The 18,187-nt window shown below is 59.9% G+C and carries 15 protein-coding genes; 10 read left to right on the top strand and 5 right to left on the bottom strand.

Features of this window, described 5'->3' with window-relative positions; genetic code table 11:
- Positions 1 to 10: 10 nt before the first annotated feature.
- The 3 genes from JQ611_RS33855 to JQ611_RS33845 all read right to left on the bottom strand — a co-directional run bounded on the left by JQ611_RS33855 (position 11) and on the right by JQ611_RS33845 (position 2,215).
- Positions 11 to 1,105: a tyrosine-type recombinase/integrase gene (locus JQ611_RS33855; RefSeq protein WP_212467904.1), complete on the bottom strand. Its 1,095-nt coding sequence runs from the start codon at positions 1,103 to 1,105 to the stop codon at positions 11 to 13.
- A 2-nt stretch (positions 1,106 to 1,107) separates the two neighbouring features.
- Complete coding sequence (locus tag JQ611_RS33850) at positions 1,108 to 1,356, bottom strand: AlpA family transcriptional regulator (protein ID WP_212467903.1); 249 nt, start codon at positions 1,354 to 1,356, stop codon at positions 1,108 to 1,110.
- Between the two features lie 163 nt (positions 1,357 to 1,519).
- Positions 1,520 to 2,215 (bottom strand): hypothetical protein, encoded by a 696-nt coding sequence (locus JQ611_RS33845; protein ID WP_212467902.1) that lies wholly within the window; start codon positions 2,213 to 2,215, stop codon positions 1,520 to 1,522.
- 564 nt (positions 2,216 to 2,779) lie between these two features.
- Between JQ611_RS33845 and JQ611_RS33840 the strand changes: the two genes are divergently transcribed.
- Complete coding sequence (locus tag JQ611_RS33840) at positions 2,780 to 3,385, top strand: sensor histidine kinase (RefSeq protein WP_212467901.1); 606 nt, start codon at positions 2,780 to 2,782, stop codon at positions 3,383 to 3,385.
- A 292-nt stretch (positions 3,386 to 3,677) separates the two neighbouring features.
- On the opposite strand, the gene JQ611_RS33835 is transcribed toward JQ611_RS33840, so the two are convergent.
- Positions 3,678 to 4,460, bottom strand: coding sequence for a DNA-binding transcriptional regulator (locus JQ611_RS33835; protein ID WP_212467900.1), 783 nt, complete (start codon positions 4,458 to 4,460; stop codon positions 3,678 to 3,680).
- A gap of 283 nt (positions 4,461 to 4,743) precedes the next feature.
- Between JQ611_RS33835 and JQ611_RS42830 the strand changes: the two genes are divergently transcribed.
- The 9 genes from JQ611_RS42830 to JQ611_RS33790 all read left to right on the top strand — a co-directional run bounded on the left by JQ611_RS42830 (position 4,744) and on the right by JQ611_RS33790 (position 14,240).
- On the top strand, positions 4,744 to 5,574 hold the full coding sequence (locus tag JQ611_RS42830; protein ID WP_212467899.1) for a VOC family protein: 831 nt from the start codon (positions 4,744 to 4,746) through the stop codon (positions 5,572 to 5,574).
- Between the two features lie 36 nt (positions 5,575 to 5,610).
- The gene (locus tag JQ611_RS33825) at positions 5,611 to 6,663 is read left to right on the top strand and encodes an ABC transporter substrate-binding protein (RefSeq protein ID WP_212467898.1); all 1,053 of its coding nucleotides are present in this window, start codon (positions 5,611 to 5,613) and stop codon (positions 6,661 to 6,663) included.
- A 38-nt stretch (positions 6,664 to 6,701) separates the two neighbouring features.
- Positions 6,702 to 7,520 carry an ABC transporter ATP-binding protein gene (locus JQ611_RS33820; protein WP_212467897.1) on the top strand — a complete coding sequence of 273 codons (819 nt, stop codon included), beginning with the start codon at positions 6,702 to 6,704 and terminating at the stop codon, positions 7,518 to 7,520.
- The gene (locus JQ611_RS33815; RefSeq protein ID WP_212467896.1) at positions 7,517 to 8,287 is read left to right on the top strand and encodes an ABC transporter permease; all 771 of its coding nucleotides are present in this window, start codon (positions 7,517 to 7,519) and stop codon (positions 8,285 to 8,287) included. The genes JQ611_RS33820 and JQ611_RS33815 overlap by 4 nt, the downstream gene beginning before the upstream one ends.
- Before the next feature lie 268 nt (positions 8,288 to 8,555).
- Complete coding sequence (locus JQ611_RS33810; RefSeq protein ID WP_212467895.1) at positions 8,556 to 9,752, top strand: CaiB/BaiF CoA-transferase family protein; 1,197 nt, start codon at positions 8,556 to 8,558, stop codon at positions 9,750 to 9,752.
- Between the two features lie 103 nt (positions 9,753 to 9,855).
- A complete protein-coding gene (locus JQ611_RS33805) occupies positions 9,856 to 10,632 on the top strand; it encodes an enoyl-CoA hydratase/isomerase family protein (RefSeq protein WP_212467894.1) in 777 nt (258 codons plus the stop codon).
- A 1-nt stretch (position 10,633) separates the two neighbouring features.
- Complete coding sequence (locus tag JQ611_RS33800) at positions 10,634 to 11,770, top strand: thiolase family protein (RefSeq protein WP_212467893.1); 1,137 nt, start codon at positions 10,634 to 10,636, stop codon at positions 11,768 to 11,770.
- Positions 11,767 to 12,192 (top strand): Zn-ribbon domain-containing OB-fold protein, encoded by a 426-nt coding sequence (locus tag JQ611_RS33795; protein WP_249133668.1) that lies wholly within the window; start codon positions 11,767 to 11,769, stop codon positions 12,190 to 12,192. The genes JQ611_RS33800 and JQ611_RS33795 overlap by 4 nt, the downstream gene beginning before the upstream one ends.
- A 113-nt stretch (positions 12,193 to 12,305) precedes the next feature.
- Positions 12,306 to 14,240 (top strand): acyl-CoA synthetase, encoded by a 1,935-nt coding sequence (locus JQ611_RS33790; RefSeq protein ID WP_212467892.1) that lies wholly within the window; start codon positions 12,306 to 12,308, stop codon positions 14,238 to 14,240.
- 656 nt (positions 14,241 to 14,896) lie between these two features.
- Here the strand turns inward: JQ611_RS33790 and JQ611_RS33785 are convergent.
- Entirely contained in the window at positions 14,897 to 17,887 is a 2,991-nt protein-coding gene (locus JQ611_RS33785) for a PAS domain S-box protein (protein WP_212467891.1), read from the bottom strand.
- Positions 17,888 to 18,187: the final 300 nt, after the last annotated feature.

Below are 18,187 nucleotides of genomic sequence, written 5' to 3'. Positions count from 1 at the left end.
GATCTTCTCTTCATTTTGATTCTCCTCTGCTTTTTGGCAGTCTCCCCAAACTCACAGATGAGGTTTGGGGAATTCTGTTCGCCTTGTGGTCTTCAAGCTTTACGATTGCGCGACGGCCACCGTGACGACGGTCCGCCTCCCGCGTATAGCGCTCAGCTTCGCCCAGAGTCAGATGGCCAAGTGCGGCCATGATGTCGTGAGCGGTCGCGCCAGCGTCTGCGAGGAGGCGACCAAAAGTCTTGCGCAGACCATGCGGCCGGCAATCGAGCGGCAACCCGGCGTCGGTCATCGCATCGCGCATCCAACCGCTGAAGCCGTCGACTGTGAACGGCCTGCCCCATTCGGTCGTCAAGATGCAGACGTGCTTTCGAGGAAGTGCTCTGAGGGCGGCGCAAAGTGACTGCGCTTTCTCGACTAGGACTGGAACCCCGGTCTTTTGCCTAGTGTACTCGAAATCGTCAGCGTCGGCTTGCACCCACGTCGTCAGGTGGGTGTCAATGCGAGCGGTGCCAACGTTGAGCATCAATTCGTAAGCTGCGCGCTGCTTTGTGCCGAATGCCCATCGGTTCTCGAAGGCCTTCATTTCGGCATCCGTCCAAGCGCGGATTTCCTTTGACTTGCCGCGCTTAATGCCCTCGGAAGGGTCCACCGCCAGCCACTTCAAATCATCCTTCGCGTGTCGGATCAGGATGCGAAGCTTCTTCAGGGTGTCGATCTTCGCGCCCGGCCGGTTGTGGAGCGGCCGCAGAATTTTTTCTTCGATCCGTTCTTTCGTCAGCCCTGAAACAGCGCGGTGACCGTGATCGCGGCGAATTTGATCCATACGACCGCGATAACCAGCCTTACTTCCGAGCCCGAGCGACAAAAACCTGTCGCCACTCAGGTACGACGTTACAAGAGCACCGATCGATCGCGGCGCGTCTTTAGCCGGCGTCGGCCTGGCTGCAGTATTGCCGGCAACGGCAGCGACATACGCCAATTTAAATTCATCTGACGTTGGGTCGCTGGGCAGCTTGATCCGCGGTCCCTTCCCAACACGATAAGACAGGTAGACGTGTCCCTTGACCACGTTCTTTTCGACATTCGGCGGTAATTTGCGGCGCATCTCTAATTATCCCAGCCGTCGTTAGCGGTGCCGACATCTTCGCCTTCCAAAGGCAGTCCGTCGACGGCTTGATCGAGCAACCGGACGTCCCAGGCTTTCCGACCTGCGGTCAGCACGCGCGGCTTGGGCATTCTGCCTTCGCGCACCATTGTATCGAACGTATTTGGGGCCACCGATACGTATGCCGCCGCAGCCTCTCGGCAAATCAGCCGAGGCGCCAGCGTCGGTGGAAGGGCGAGCTGACGTGCCATCATTGGCCCCGCTGCTTGCGTTTGGAGCCTTCAGTGTTTGTCCCGCAGCGGAGCTGCGTGGGCATTGTGTCTTGATGTTTGAAGGTGCCGCGCCCGCGAGCTTTCACTCGCCTCAATTGGGTTCGATAAACGCTTCCATGTATTCCTCCAACTTCTGATGGGGTCATTGCGAGACTTTCTCGGATCGGAGTAACGCGCCCAAAGTAAGTATTGTATGAGAGCCAAAACTGAGGGTGGTTTGAAGATCGCTGTGCTCTCCCAGAGACGGAGGTGTGCTGTCTATCCAATCAAACAACTTGGACATGTTGACGTCGCATTTCGGAAAGTCTGCATAGGCGACCGCATTGGAGAAAGAACGCTGACCACACTCTAACGAAATCGAGATGCCAGCCTGTGGAAGTGGTCCTGAAAGTCGCACTTCGAGGCGAGGGGTGACGACGGCTGAACCAATTTCGAGACTTTTCTGTAAGGAACCTGAGACGGCGGCTTCCATGAGTGCCTGGAGGCCGTCGCCGAAGGTGTGACTTTCCTCTAGCGCCATCAATTCTGGGACATCGATTTCCCATTGAACGCCAACATTTCCGTCGGGCGCCCGCGCCGAGATGTATTGTCCAGTCCAAGCCGGTAGCCGCGAGTACCGACCCCAGCTTTTGTAGGTGCTGAGAAGAGGCAGCTTACCGACCGACGCAATCAGGAGCTTTGCAGCATCCGAGGCCACGCAATGTGCAGCACTACGACCGCGACCGCCCGTGGTCACCTCCATGTTGTCCCTCAGGATGCGCCATGCGGTTGCGGTTACGTTTGGCTCGAGTCCGAGTAATTCGGCGGCCTTCTTGCAAAGCTCGCCTGGTGTCGCCATGGAATCATTCCTAAGTTCATCGATTAGTAATCTTTCCAATGACGCTAGTCAAATCCATTAGAAGATTATCCAATGGATCTTGTGGGGTTAAAATCCTACCCCACTTGAAATGGGAAAGTGCTGCATCAGGGGTAGAACTGAAAAGGCGGCTCCATCGAGCGGCCACCAGTCGACACGGCAATTGCCGACGTCGTGGCGCCTCGTTTACCGAGGCTCTAGGAAAGCCGGCGACGCTCCCTCGGATGTTCGTGTATTAGTTGAGTATGGCGAAGAAGGGCATACGCAGACAGCCGTCCCGCGACCGATAAGGATACACATCACTTCGGAACCAGGCTCGGAATGAGCGCCCGCCGCCGAGGCACGAGCACACGCAGGACGAGATCTTCGTTTTCGTACCGACGTCTGACCCGCGTCCGACTGCTAAGTTCAGACCCGCTTGCCGGCGCTAAGCCAACGCTTAGTGAACAGTATCTTCGTCGAATCGATTTCCAGTCCACGATGATAATTATCTACTGGCAGGGATCTCCTCTCTCCCACACTCGAATTCGAAAAGGGATGTCCGTCGTGAGAACCGTCGCAGACCAGTTTGCCGCGATCAATCTCGTCTCTATCCCAGCCGTCCAGTCCGAAAGCCCAGATGTCAAGACGGCACCGAACGATTTCGTTGAGCTCCGGCATGCCCACGTAGTGTTGGCCATGCCGGATCGCGACAAGTTGGTCGATGCTGCGGAGTATCTCTGCAACGTCGGTTGGGCAGTCAATCCATCCAGAGTGCATCGACTGAAGATTTATCTGATCATTTCAGCGGCTACTTTGCCGCTCGAAACCGGGCGCTGCTGGTTACTGGGGCTGCTCGCGAAAGAGCTTGTAACAAACGCGGTGCGTCACGCTTGCTTCTTCGGCACTCGAGAGGGCAAGATAAGTATTGAGTTGACGTGGGAAGGCAGCTTAATTCATTGCGCGGTTTCGGACAACGGGTTGGGAATGGCGAGAGCGAGCCCGGTGCGCGACTTTAGGATCGCGCACAATCTTGCCAGGAGCCTGGGTGGTCGGATTGGTCACTGGTTTGATGATGAAGGCACATCCTTTGTCGTGACCTTTCCATTCACGGAACGCGAGTTGCAGGAGATCAGGACACCCGGCTCTCGCTACGCCAGCGAGTCGCATTGAACCAGCACGCGGTGATTGGCTAGGCGAACGAGACCGGCAAGCCGCGCGGCAAGAGCGACGGCAGTGGGAGAGGCCGCGGCACGCGCAATAAGATTGAGTGGCGTTCTCGCAGGATCGGCTCCACCGTTCTCGCGAAATAGCTCGCTTAGTTTCTGTGTGTCTTAGTGGGACCATGTAAGTGCTCGGCGACCGCTACCGCCTCTGCATCTCGCCCAATCATGGCCCCCGACATCTAACGCAATTCGGTCTCTTGCTCTTGCCGGCGCCTCGCCCCTTCAGCGCAGTCAATTGCTCACTGAACTCTTGTCAGATCCGCTACGCTCTTTTCGATCTTTTTGGCCAGATCTAAAAGCGGAGGGACGTAAGATGCTATGGCCTTCGTCTTCGGCATCGCCGAAATGAAGTAACTCACTCCGAGGGTGGCAAGAACCTTGCGTCCGTGGCGTATGGGAACACTGAAGGTGTTCGCTGACTTCGGCGGGACATCAGGCGATCGTTCCGCGAAGCCGTTGCGCCGCACGCGCGCAATGATTTCGCGAACCTCCTCCGGGTCGCGTGCGGCCCGATCCTCGGGATGAGCCGAGCGAGCGAGGACACCAAGAATGTAATTACGCTCCGCTGTGGGACAGAACGCGATATAGGCGCGGCCCATCGCACGCGTCATAAGCGGCAGCCTCATGTTAACGGTCGCGTGAAATGGTGACATCGGACTTTCCCGCGTTGTCGAGAACCGCACAACCATTGCGTCCCGATCGAACACGGCAATGCCGATCGGAAGCTTGTGCCGGCGGGTGAATTCGATCGCCCAAGAACGAGCCGCCTCGACCACCAGCGGATCACCATGGAAGCCTGAGCTTAGTGTGCGAACCCCCGAGGTCACCTGGTAGCCCCCCTGTCGTGGATCGTTCGCCACGTAGCCGAGCAACCGAAGAGTCTCCAGCAGGCGTACGATGGTCGACTTCGGAAGAGCGGTTGCCTTGTGCAGATGTTGAACGCTGTTGATACGCTGGCGGTTCAGCTCTTCCAAAAGCGCGAAGGCGCGTCGAACCGCCTCGACGGGAGATCCGGAAGTCATGTGGTCCTCCTCAATAATGCTGTTTGGCCCTTAAGCCGCGCTTCTCCCTCGTTCCATACAGCGGAACGATGCGTCAAGCCACTGGCTGCCGGTCTGCTTTTGGGGATCAATGGCTGCAGATCACCTCGGCGCGTCGCTTTCCAGGCTGGATCCGGTTCACCACCAGGGCAAGTCGCGCCGACGATCCAACCAGGAACTTACTGTTGTGGCTTCCGGCCGCTGGCGCTGGCGGGGGTGGCATCAGTCCAAAGCTAACCAAACAATATGGTCAGGAGGAGTTGCAGTGACGATTTCAGCGATCCATCGAGTGTCCCTTGCAACGCACGATCTAGCGGAGGCACAGAAATTCTTTGAATCCTATATCGGGTTAGGCCGACCCGTTAAAGTCGCCGATCAGACGATCGCTTTCGGCAGTGGCAGTCGGGGCCTGCGAATCAGAAAGCCGCCGAGGCTGCTCAATAGAACTGCGTCGGAATTGCACGGATCGGCAGGCACTCGCCATGTCGCTTTCGACACGGACGAATTGAATGGAATCGCGAGCCGACTGGACAGAGCGGCGATACCTTACGTGCATGCCCTGCCTGGCGACTTTGACGCATCCGCCATTTACACGATCGATCCGGCGATGAATGTCGTGGCCTTCTGTCAGAGATCGACGGGTGGGCCAACAGACCACGCCATTCAGTCTTTGGTGCACGACTGGGGATGGGGGATCCATCATGTCAATCTAGAGGCCTGCGACGTGCGAGAAGCAGCCGCATTCTATGTCGAAATCGCCGGCATGACCGAAGGTCGCTGGCAAGCTCCGGCTGCTGCTGGTGACGTCGTCGTGGATCCGTCAATGGTTTCCCTTTTGTCCGTTGGCGACTTCAACCGCGGCATTCACATCGTTCGCGCCGACCCACGCTTCCCCAGCCGGTACAGCCTCGAGCACAACCCGACAGTCGGCGGACACCCGGCATTCTCGGTGCGCGATGTGCATGCCGTAAAGGCCCGCCTTGAACGGGACGGCGTGCTCATATCTGACGCCAAAGTGTATGCGATGGACAGGATGTATCAGATCTATCTCCAGGATCCCTCCGCGAACATGCTCGAGGTGAACCAGTTCATCTGAAGCAGGCAGTCATAACAACGCATCGGGAGGTAAGAAATGAAAAGCCAGTCATTCAGATTCAGTTTGTGCACCGCCTCAGCTATCGCACTTGCCGCTATCTCAGGCCAGGCTGCGGCACAAACGCCGCGCGCCAACGGCGAAACGGTCGGCATCCAGAACTACGCCAGCACGACCGGCAACATGCATGCGATCATCGCCAAGGAGAAAGGCTTCTGCGAGAAGTACAACTTCAAGTGCGAGATCAAGATAATCAATTCGACCTCGCTCGGCCTCCAGGCGCTGGTCGGCAAGAGCATCGACTTCACGAATAGCGGCGCGGATCTCGTTGGCGCAGCGGTGGTGGCGGGCGCTGAGGTTGTCATTGTCGGCACCGCCCTACCGGCGAACGTGCTCTCGATCAGCGTCCGCAAAGACGTACCGATGCCCAGCCGCGACAAGGGCTATCCGGCGATCATGAATGACTTCAGAGGCAAGCGGATCGGCGTCGCCGCGCGCGGCAGCTCGAACGAGAAGTATTTCAACGCCATGCTCAAGGACGCCGGCTTGAATCCGGAAGATGTGACGTATGTTGCAGTGGGCGCACCGAACACCACCTATACCGCGCTCGTCATCGGCAAGCAGATCGATGCGGCGATCATGTACCAGCCGCTGACCCAGATGTGTCAATTCAACAAGACCTGCGAGACGGTGATCGACATGACAATCGGCGAAGGTCCGAAGTCGGTGAAAGCGACGATCGGCGCCAACATCGTATTCGCTGCGCGCAAGGAAATGGTGGAGAGTAACCCGAAGCTGATGGAAGCGTTCAACGCGGCGATGACCGACGCGGCCGCCTGGTTCAACGATCCGAAGAACTTCGACGAGCTCGTCAAGATCTACACGCCGATCATCTCCTTCGGGGAGATGGCAGGCGCCGATGAGATACGCAGGAACTGGATCAAGAGCGTGATCCCCGCCTACAGCAAGGACCTGAAGGTCAAGGTCTCGGCGCTGCAGGAGATCATGGACTTCAGCCTCGAGAACAAGATCATCGACGTGAAGGTCGAGGCCAAGCGGGTGTTGTGGGACAAGGCGCCACAGACGCCTTGATGCGGGCTCGAGCGAAAGATCAAACCATGAATATGGCCATGAACACAACGCAGATGAGGGCCAGCGCCGGTGCCGTAGCAAAGCCTGCTCCGGGCTCGATCATCTTCGACAAGGTGTCGGTGGTGTTCGAAGCCGCCAAGCTGACAGCGGTGTCGGAATTCTCGCTGAACATCGCGCCCGGCGAATTCGTCTCCATCGTCGGCCCCTCCGGCTGCGGCAAGACCACGCTGTTGAACTTCGCCGCCGGCCTTTTGCCGTCGGGCGCGGGTCGCGGCACGCTGCTCGTGAACGGCAAGCCGCCGGTCAGGGGCAGCCACGATCTCGCCTACATGTTGGCGCGTGACGCGCTCGCGCCATGGCGCACGGCGCTCAGCAATGCCGAACTCGGCACTGAGGTGCGCGGAGTGCCGGCTGAGAAGCGCCGCGCACGAGCACTCGACCTGCTGGAAAAGGTCGGCCTGAAGGGTTTCGAGAGCGCCTATCCCAAAGCGCTGTCGCAGGGCATGCGCCAGCGCGTGGCGCTCGCGCGCACGTTCTCGCTGGACTCGCCGATCCTGTTGATGGACGAGCCGTTCGGCGCGCTCGATGCGCAGACGAAACTTCAGCTGGAAGACGTGCTGCTGTCGCTATGGCAGCGCGAGCGGCGCACCGTGCTGTTCATCACCCACGATCTGTCAGAAGCCGTGTCGATGTCGGACCGCGTCATCGTCATGAGCTCGCGGCCGGGGCGCATCATTGCCGACGTTCCGATCACGCTCGGCCGGCCGCGCTCGGTGCGCGCGCTGCAAAAGGAGGCACGCTATCACGAACTTTACTCCCAGGTGTGGAGCAAGCTCGAAGAGGGATTAAGCCAATGATCGACGAACGCGTGTGGGGATCTGGAAAGATCTGGGCGGCACGGCTGGCTTTTCTTGCCGTGTTCTTCGTCTTCTGGGAGTGGGCGGCCAACTCGAAACTGATCGATCCGATCCTGATCGGCAAGCCGACCGGCATCGTGCAGTATCTTTGGCATGAGGTGTTCGTCACCCAGAGCCTGTTAAACGACTTCTACTGGTCGATGGGTGGCACCATGATCGCCTTCGTGCTCGGCAGTGTCGCAGGCGTGCTGGTCGGCATGCTGTTCGTCACGAGCCCAACGACGGAAGCGGTGTTCAACCCGATCTTCACGGCGCTGAACGCGATGCCGCGCATCGCGCTCGCCCCGCTGTTCATCATCTGGTTCGGTCTGGGCCTCGCCTCGAAGGTCGCGGTCGGTTTCAGCCTCACCTTCTTCATCGTGCTGAGCAGCACCGTGGCCGGTGGGCGCGGCGTCAATCCGGATCACATCACGCTCGCCCGCACGCTCGGCGCCAGCGAAAGTCAGATTTTCCGCAAGTTCGTGCTGCCGAGCGCCGTGCCGGTGATCTTCAACGGCTTGCGGCTTGGCCTCGTCTTCGCCCTGCTCGGCGTGATCGGCGCGGAGATCTTCGCCTCCGAACACGGCCTCGGCCAGACCTTGTCCGTGCTCGCCGCAAGCTTCAAGACCAATGGGGTGTTCGGCATCATCTTCCTGTTGTCGATGATCGGCGTCGGCATCAGCTCGGGGATGAGCTCGCTGGAGAACCGCCTGCTCAGGTGGCGATAATGATGGTCATCCCCCCGAGAACTCGACCCCGAACAGCACGGCCGGCACCAGTTACGGCGGGCTTTGGCCTCGCTGAGCTTGCAGGCGACGAGTTCCGCCGGCGCGTATGTAATGAAGCCGAGGCCGGTGAGTGCCGAGTGCCCCCTATGACGACAAGCCGAAGGTCCAACTCTGCGCCGACAAGAAGTGCAAGCGTGTCCGGACTTGCGGTTGAAGGGGAGCACGAGGAGGCGCGCGCCTCAATCTATATCCCGTGTTGGAGGGAGACATGAAACCGCTAGAGGGTACCCACGTGCTTGATTTCACACAGGTCCTCGCAGGTCCTCTGTGCACCCAGTATCTTGGAGATCTCGGCGCCGAGATCATAAAAGTCGAGCCCGTTGGCAAGGGCGACGACACCAGACAGTGGCCGCCTTTCCGGGAGGGGTTCGGAGCGGTTTTCCTGAACGTGAACCGGAACAAGCGGAGTCTAGCCCTTGATCTGAAAAATCCCGGGAGCCGACCGATCGTCAGGTCGCTCGTGGAGAAAACTGACGTCGTGATCGAGAGCTTCGCTGGCGGCGTGACCGAGCGGCTCGGAATCGACTACGAAACACTTCGGTCAATCAATCCGAAGATCATCTATTGCAGCGTTTCAGGCTACGGCCGATCCGGCCCAATGAAGGACGCGCGCGGATACGACCTGATCCTGCAGGCCTACAGCGGCATTCTCAGCATGACCGGTCATCCCGGATCCGGGCCGACCCGAGTGCCGTTGTCGCCGATCGACCAAGGCACGGGCATGCATGCTCTATCCGGCATCCTTGCTGCCCTGATCAACCGCAGCAAGACCGGGAAAGGCTGCTTCCTGGAGGTGTCGTTGTTCGAGACCGCCGTCGGCTTTCTCGGATTTAATCTGGAGAGTTACTGGGCACGGGGCCAATTGCCGGCGAAATCCGGGTCTGGTCACGAGTCGCTCTGCCCCTATCAGGTCTTCCAGGCGTCGGACGATCTCGTCCTCTTGGGGATCGCGAACAACAATCACTGGGAGCGCTTCTGCAAGCTCGTGGGACGCGAGGATCTTCTCGCGGACCCCCGCTTTGCGACCAACGCTGATCGCGTCGCTCATTTCGAAGTCACGATCGAAATCGTTCAGGACATCATGGCGACGCGCACGCGGTCCGAGTGGCTGGCGCAACTCCAGAAGATCGGCGTTCCGTGCTCCCCGGTGAACACTATAGCCGACGTCATGAACGAGCCCCAGACCAAGGCGCGCGGCATCATCGTGGACTACGATCATCCGCAGCTGGGCTCTCACAAGGCCATCGCGCACCCGGTCCAGTTCGAGAACGTAACGCGCAAAGTCAGGCTGCCGCCGCCGCGGCTGGGACAGCATACTGCCGAAATCCTCCGCGAAATAGGCCTGAGCGAAGTCGATATAGGCCGGCTCCGTGAAATCAGGACCATCGAGACAGCGGAAACGTAGGAGATCCAACAGAGCAGCGGGAGTGCCTTTTTCGGGCATGGGCCCTGCCTGAGGAATTCGAGTAGCTCCGTGAGGTGAGCGCCGGAAAGCGAGAGGACGAATCATGTCTATTGATCTTGAAGTCGACAAGGACGGCGTCGCCACCGTCACTATCAATCGCGCTGAGGTGCATAACGCCCTCGACGCCGAGCACTACGCGGCGATCTCGAAGGCATGGCAGACCGTGCGCGACGATCCGCAGATCCGCTGCGCGATCCTCACCGGGGCCGGGGACAAGGCCTTCAGCGCCGGCGCCGATATCAAGAACTTCCTGACCATGACACAGAACTGGTCCGACGTGTGGTTGACGCAGAAGGACCAGCTGCTCAACCGCGGGCTGGAAGTTTGGAAACCGATCATCGCCGCGGTGAACGGCTTCTGCATTGGCGGCGGCATGACCATGCTGTTTGCGACCGACATCCGCGTCGCCTCCGAGCACGCGACGTTCAGCTTGTCCGAAGTCAAGCGCGGCATCATCGCGGGTAATGGCGGCACGCAACGCACGCTGCAGCAGTTGCCCTGGTGCATCGGCATGGAGATGCTACTGACCGGCGATCCGATCGACGCCAAAACCGCCGAACGCTGGGGCCTGATCAACAAGGTCGTGCCACACAGCGAACTGATGAAATCGGCGCGCGAATATGCCGCGCGCGTCGCCGCCAACGCGCCGCTCGCGGTACAGGCCGCGAAGGAGCTCGCGATCCGCTCGCGCGACACCGACATTAACACGGGACTGCGCATCGAGCAGTTGATCAATCGGCTGCTGCGCGAGACCGAGGATGCGACGGAGGGCCCGAAGGCTTTTCGCGAAAAACGCAAACCCAATTTCAAGGGGAACTGAAATGGGAACAAATCTTAGCGGCAAAGCCGTGATTGCCGGTATCGGTGCAACCAGATTCGGCGCGCTGCCAGGCCGCACGACGATCTCGATGAATGTCGAGGCAATCCGCAAGGCACTGAACGACACCGGCATTGAGAAGGACGCGGTGGACGCACTTTACGTGAAGTGTCCGACCTCGAAATTCGAAATGATGTACGGGCAGAAGATTGCCGAAGCGATCGGCCTCCAACCCAGGATCGGCGGCGTATGGGATTCGGGCGGCTCGTCCAATGTCATCATGATCTCGCAGGCAATCATGGCCATCGAAGCCGGCCAATGCGAGGTTGCCGTGGTCACCTTTGCCGACAACCCGAAGACCGGGTCCGCGGCGAGCTACAATCAACCGCGCGGCGAAGACGCGCTCTACGGCTGGTTTGCGGTGTTGTCTTCCTATGCGATGATCGCGCGCCGCCACATGGGCGAGTTCGGCACGCCCCGCGAGGCATTGGGCGCAGTGGCTGTGGCCGCCCGGCGCCATGGAGCGCAAAATCCGAACGCGCAGCTGCGCAAGCCGCTCGCGCTTGACGATTACATGAATCTGCCGCCGATGGTCGCACCGTTCTGCCGCGACGATTGCACACTCGTGTCGGACGGCGCCGCCGCCGTCGTGGTGATGAGTGCGGAACGGGCCAGGAAGATGGGCGTCGCAAAACCGGTGCCCGTCCTGGGCTTCGGATTTGGCCAAACGTCGTGGGACGTGACGCAGCGGCCCGACATGACTTCGACGCAGGCGAAAGTCGCCGGCGAAACTGCGCTCAGGATGGCAGGCCTGAAGCCCAAAGACATGGACGTCGCGCAAATCTACGACTGTTTCACCATCACGGCATTGATGACGCTAGAAGACTACGGCTTTGCCAAGAAAGGGCAGATCGCCGACTTCGTGAAGGGTGGCAACATCGAGATCGGCGGCGAGCTGCCGATGAACACGTCGGGCGGGCTCCTGTCGGAGACAGGCATGCCCGGCATGCAGTTGATCCACGAGGGCGTCCGGCAGATGCGCGGAGACGCTTCATTGCAAGTCAAGGGCGCGAAGCATTGCATCATTTCTAACCAAGGAGGAGTGATGCACACCCACGCAGCACTCATTTTGGGACAATGAATACGACCGTACAGACTAAGCCGAAAGCCACGCTTCCCGACCCGGACATCAACGAAGTCTCAAAGCCCTATTGGGACGCGCTGAAGAAGGGCAAGCTCACGTTCCAGCATTGCCGCAAGTGCGGCAACAACTGGCTGCCTGCGCGCGGCGAATGCCCGAAGTGTCTGGAAGCGGACTGGGCCTGGCACGATGCATCGGGCAAGGCCAAGCTGATCAGCTGGGTGGTATTCCATCGCGCGTTTCATCCGGCGTTCGAAGACCGCCTGCCATATAACGTGGCCGTGGTCGAACTCGCGGAGGGCCCGCGCATGATTACCAACATTGTCGTCGAGGATGCCGAGAAACTCGTCATCGACCAGCCGCTTACCTTCATGCCCGCCGCGGAACAGGGGCACGGGATCGCACGATTCAGGCCGGCATAAGTTATCAAGACCGCGAAAGTGTCGCTCGTCATCAGGAGCGGCGCGGGCCGTCAGTGGCAGCGCTGAATCCGCGTTAGCTCATCCCTCTCACGACTGAAAGCGAAAGGCGTCCAATGCCGGTGCGAGATCTTGCCGATATTCAGAGAATCGAGGCCGAGCCTCTTGCGACGCGGGGCTTGCCGCGAACAACCTACGAGGTGTTCACGGCGAGCGCTCAGCGCTGGCCCGACCGCAAGGCGCTGTCGTTCTTTCTGACTGCGGACACCTATCAACGTGCTTCGGCTTGGACCTACGCGGAGCTTCTGGCAGAGATAACCCGTTCCGCGAACGCGCTTCACGCCCTCGGCGTCAGCGCGGATCGTCCGGTCGCCTATGTGCTGCCGAACCTACCCGAAACTCACTTTACGATCTGGGGCGGTGAGGCGGCCGGGGTGGTGCTCGCGGTCAACCCGCTGCTCGCGCCCGATCTGATCGTGGAGATCCTGCGCGCTGCCAAGGTGCGGGTGCTGGTGACGCTCGCGCCGTTTCCCGGCGCCGAGCTATGGAGCAAGCTTGCGCCGCACCTTTCGGCACTCTCCGAGCTTCGTGTGGTCGCGCTGGTCGACGCTATGACTTCTCTTGGAGCAGCCGGGGGGACGGCGGTGGCGGCCGCAGCGGCCAGCGTGCCCGATGCCAAATTCGACATCGTGGATTTCCGCGCGGCGATGCGGGCCCAGCCGGCCGATCGCCTGGTCGCGCCGCGGACGATCACGGAACATTCCGTCTCGTCTTACTTCTGCACCGGTGGCACGACAGGCGCGCCGAAGATCGCGGTGCGTACGCACGGCAATGAGGTCTTCGATGCCTGGGCCGCGGCGCAAGTGTTCGGCGAGCGCGAGGAGCCGCGGACGTATTTATGCGGCCTGCCGCTGTTTCACGTCAACGCGCAACTCGCCACCGGCTTGTTGCCGTGGATGCATGGCCATCACGTGCTGCTTGCCACGCCCGAAGGCTACCGCGGCAAGAACCTGATCGCGTGCTTCTGGGAGATCGCGGCGCACTATCGCATTGCGACATTCTCCGGTGTGCCGACGATCTATGCCGCCCTGCTCGAGGTGCCGATTTGCGACAACGACATCTCCAACCTCGAATACGCGATCTGCGGCGCGGCGCCGATGCCGGCCAAGCTGATCGAGGCGTTCGAAGCGAAGACCGGCCTCAAGATCGTCGAGGGCTATGGGCTGACCGAGGGCACTTGCGTTTCTTGCCTCAATCCGCCGGAGAGCAAACGCCGCGCCGGGTCGATCGGCCTGCGCCTGCCATACCAGCAGATGCGTGTCGTCATTCTTGATGACGCCGGGAGCTTCCTGCGAATGGCGGACGTTGATGAGATCGGAACGATCGCCATCACCGGGCCCAACGTGTTCGCAGGCTACCTCGATCCGCAGCAGAACGCCGATCTGTGGATCGATATTGAAGGCTCGCGCTGGCTCAACACCGGCGATCTCGGGCGACAGGATGATTTGGGCTATTTCTGGCTGGCCGGCCGGCGTAAGGAGCTGATCATCAGGGGCGGGCACAACATCGATCCGAAGCTGATCGAGGATGCGCTGTCGAAACACCCAGCGGTGGCGATGGCGGCTGCTGTCGGTAGCCCCGACGTCTATGCCGGCGAGGTCCCGGTTGCCTATGTACAGCCCAAACCCGGCGTTGCCGTCAGCGAGCAGGAACTGATGGATTTCGCCGCGGCCCACGTTCACGAGCGGGCGGCGATCCCAAAGCTCGTGAAGATCATGCCGTCGCTGCCGTTGACCGGGATTGGCAAGATCTTCAAGCCGGCCCTTCAGCAACGCGAGATCGAGGCCGCTGTTCGCCGCGAGGCGCAGAATGTGGGTGCAACCATCGTCGACTTGGCATTCGAACGCAGTCCCCGACTGGGACAGGTCGTGCGCGTCCTCGCCGGCGAAGGCACCGAGGCTCTGCGCGCAGCTCTGGAGCGGTATGCCTTCAACTTCGAGATGTCCCCACCGATGTGCGGCGCTCACGAAGATATGGCCGGCGACTGCTGACGTCGCACGGTGCCGGCAGGTTTCTCATCGCGGTGGCAACGAGGAGACTAAGCCTTCGTATCGTTCCCTGGCCCCTTTATATGCCCGACGTCTACCCACGCTCAATTGAGTCGTCGATCCCGTCGTCTTAGGTTGCATGCGTGCGCACAGGCTCATCAAAGGCGACGATGAAAGAGGATGATCTACGAACAGCTACGATAGGCCCAAGAGGAGACAACAATGCTCAACACTCACGAAGGTCTTAGAACTGACAGAGCCACGCGATGCGCAGTCTGTGATGGCAAGTTTGGTCTCGTCCGACACCACTCATGGCGAACCCAGCTTTGTTCCACGGAATGCGTCAATCGCTTCAGGAGTCGCCGGCAAAGTGATTGCAAATGGGTGGGCTGGCTCCAAATCGCTTTCGACAAGCCGCAAGAGAACCGCGCGACGGTGTTATGACCATCAAGCTCTCAGGGCGATCTGCCTGTTGAGTCGACCAGCCGTAGTCTCGATCCAATGCGGTCGAAACTGGTCTAGCTCGCGATCGTGTCCGTCGCGTGCCCGGTGGTAGGCGGGGGAATGCTTGGACGGCCGGGCTGGATACTCGGCCATTTTCGCGTCTGGAACGCTGCCTTCGTTCGGCTCTCCAATTCGGAAGGCTGCGTGAAGAGAACTCATGAGTCCTCCACGCCGGCTGGCAAGGTAAATTGGAGTATTGCGCCCCGAGGTCGGTTGGCCTCTGCCCACAAGCGGCCCCCATGGGCGTCGATGATGGATCGACAAATCGAGAGCCCCATTCCCATTCCACTGGTTTTTGTCGTGTAGAATGGCGCGAAGACCCCATCGAGATGTTCAGGATCAATTCCTGGTCCCGAATCGCAAATTGCGACGAGGATGCCGTTCGTCTGGCTTAGCTCAGTGCTAATCGATAACTCTCGCGCTCCTTCCTCAACCGAGCTCATTGCTTCCACGGCGTTCAGAATCAAGTTCAAGACCACCTGCTGCAGTTGAACGCGATCGCCTCGAACGGGCGCCGGATGCTTTATAAGGCAGGTGCGGACCGAGACTTCATTTCCGTCGATTGCGTTTCGCACCATTACGAGCACTTCATCAATCGCCCCATTGAGGTCGAAGAGCTCCATTCGTGGAGGCGCCTTCTTGATGTGATCACGAACGCGGCCGACGATTTCCTTGGCTCGATCGGTGTCCCTGACAACACATCCGAGCGCTTCCATGACTTCAGCCAGATTTGGCGGGCTCATTTCCAGGAAGCGCATTCCCGAACGGGCGTTGTTTCGCGCAGTGGCAATCGGATGCAGAATCTCGTGAGCCAGGGAGGCGGTCAGCTCTCCCATGACATTCAGCCGGTTGAGATGCGCGAGATCTGCCTCCAGCTGGCGCAGCCGCTCATGCTCCTCTTGCGCCCGTTTGCGTTCCGTTATGTCGAGGGCCGTCCCGACAACCTCAACCAGCTCTCCAGCCAAAGAGTACGAGGGGTGACAGATCGCTCGGAGATGCTTGAGCGTTCCATCGGGGAGAACAATTCTGTACTCGACCGTATAATCTTGTTTCTGCCTTACGGCCTCCTCGGCCACTTGCCGTACCCTGTCGCGATCGTCCGGATGCATTCGTTGAAAGCAGGCTTCGCGGTTCGGCATTCCCCGCGACGGATCAAACCCCCAAATTCGGTACAGTCCTTCCGACCAATAGAGATTTTCCTTTAGGTTGTGGGCAAAAGCAGCACTATGGCTCAGCTCCTGCGCTCCGGCCAAATAGGCTTCGCTGCGCCGGAGTGCCTCTTCTGCCTTCTTGCGCTCGGTGATGTCGCGCCCCGCTCCGCGGTAGCCGACAAAACATCCCGACTCGTCAAATACGGGCAACCCAGAAATGGACATGTACCTCTTACTACCGTCGGGAGTGCGTTGCGCAATCTCGAAGTCTCGAAATGGCTGGTGAGCATCAACGGCTTCGCGGTGCTTGCGCCAGGCTTCGGCGTCAGCCTCGAAGTTGCTCAATTCCCAAGGTCTTTTGCCTATTTCCGAGTCTGACACCGGCGCCTCAACTAGCCCTGGAGCATACTCCACGCGGGTGAAGCGATGCTGTGTGTCTGTCTCCCAGTACACTTCGAAGGAGAAATGAACGACGGTACGAAAACGCTCCTCGCTCGCGCGCAGCTCGTCCTCCGCCCGCTTGCGTTCGGTGATGTGCCGTCCGACCCCGCGATAGCCGATGAAGCGTCCAGCCCCGTCAAATACCGGCAGCCCAGAGACAGACACGTAGCGCTTGCCGCCATCGGGCGCAGGTCGAGCGAGCTCAAAATCTCGGAATGGCAGGTGCGCATCGAGTGTCTCACGGTGCTTGCGCCAGCCTTCCTCGTCAGGCCGAAGGTAGGGCACGTCCCACCGAGTCTTGCCGATCTCGGAGCCCGGCGCCGGCGCGTCAGCAAGGCCTTCGGCAAATTCCTGGCGGGTAAAGCGATGCTGCGCATCGCTCTCCCAGTACACGTCGAAGGAGAACTGGACGAGGGTGCGAAAGCGCTCTTCGCTCGCGCGCAGTTCATCCTCCGCCCGCTTGCGCGCGGTGATGTCGCGGTCCAGGGAAACGGCCAGCAGTTGGCCCTCGTGCCAGAACGGCCGGATGCGCACCTCGACGGGAAACTCGGTTCCATCCTTTCGACGATGACGACCATCATAGGTCACAGTTTTCCCCGCCCGCAGACGCTCCCGGATGCGCAGCAGAAGCTCCGGTGTCAGATCCGGACCATAGTCGAACGCGGTCCTCCCGATCAGTTCGTCGCGGCGATAGCCCAAGCTTTCGCACGCCTGGCGATTCACATCGAGAACCGTCGCATCCTCATTGTAGAGAAAGAACGCATCGGATGCGTGGTCCACCAAGGTGCGGAAGCGCGCCTCGCTCGCGCGCAGCTCCCGCTCCGTCTGTTTCAGCTCCGTGATATCGTGCAGAACGCCAAACTGGCGAAGAGCCCGCCCGGATTCGTCCCACGTGACATCACCTTGACTGTGGATCACGCGCAGGGTGCCGTCAGGACGCGCCACCCTATATTCCACGTCGTAACGTGGACCGCCGGGGCTTAGAGCAGCCGCAGCGGCTTCGGCTGCTCTCGCCCGGTCTTCCGGGTGAATTAGGTCTAGCCATCGTCCATGCCACTCCGGCAGATCAACTGGCTGCACTCCGAAAATCCGGGAAACCTCGTCTGAAAGAGACACATGCTTGGTCGTGAAATCTCGCTCCCACCATCCAAAATGCGCGATCCGCTGTGCCGTTTCCAACTTGGATTGATTTTCACGTAGCTCATTCTCCGAGCGCTTAAGCTTGGTCGTCAGCGCAGTTACGACCAGCGACGTCGTCAAGAACACCGCCATCCTTTCAATGTCATCCAGAACATCAATGCGAAACTCGAACAATGGCGGCGCGAAGAAGTAGTTCAGGAACGCTACGGCCAGGAACGACAAAACGACCGAGGCGCTAGTGCTGCCCAGCAGCGAAACCAGCGCGATCAGAATGACAAAAACAAAGCCCGTCCTCGCAACCCCAAAGTCAAGGTGAAAGCAGACGAAGGTGATGAATACCAGGCCGGTGATGCCCAACAGGAACTGGACGGCAATGGCCAGTAATCGGGATCTCCGCTTATGCGTAATCTCCATCCAAGCACGCCCAGACTGCGGGGGCGCGGACAATGGCCCGATATCCTGCCGGTCTCTCGATCACGGCACTTCCGCTTCGCGAGCCAAAAACCGCCTAAATCCGCGCAAACAGCAAGGAACGACGTTACACTATTGGCGCTCTCCGCGGAAGGTTCCCGGACCGTTATCCGTGCGGGTGCCGTCCCGACTCGCCTCCCGGCATCCTCGATCATCGAGCTTCTTATTGTGCTCCATGAGCCATAACGAAGCCTCCATTGCCCAAGCTTGCCACCCGCGTTTCAAAATCACAGTGGCGTGCGT

Source organism: Bradyrhizobium sp. AUGA SZCCT0182, assembly GCF_018130185.1.
GTDB lineage: Bacteria > Pseudomonadota > Alphaproteobacteria > Rhizobiales > Xanthobacteraceae > Bradyrhizobium.
The sequence above is the reverse complement of the archived record's forward strand: the minus strand, read 5'-3'. Positions and strand labels throughout refer to the sequence as shown.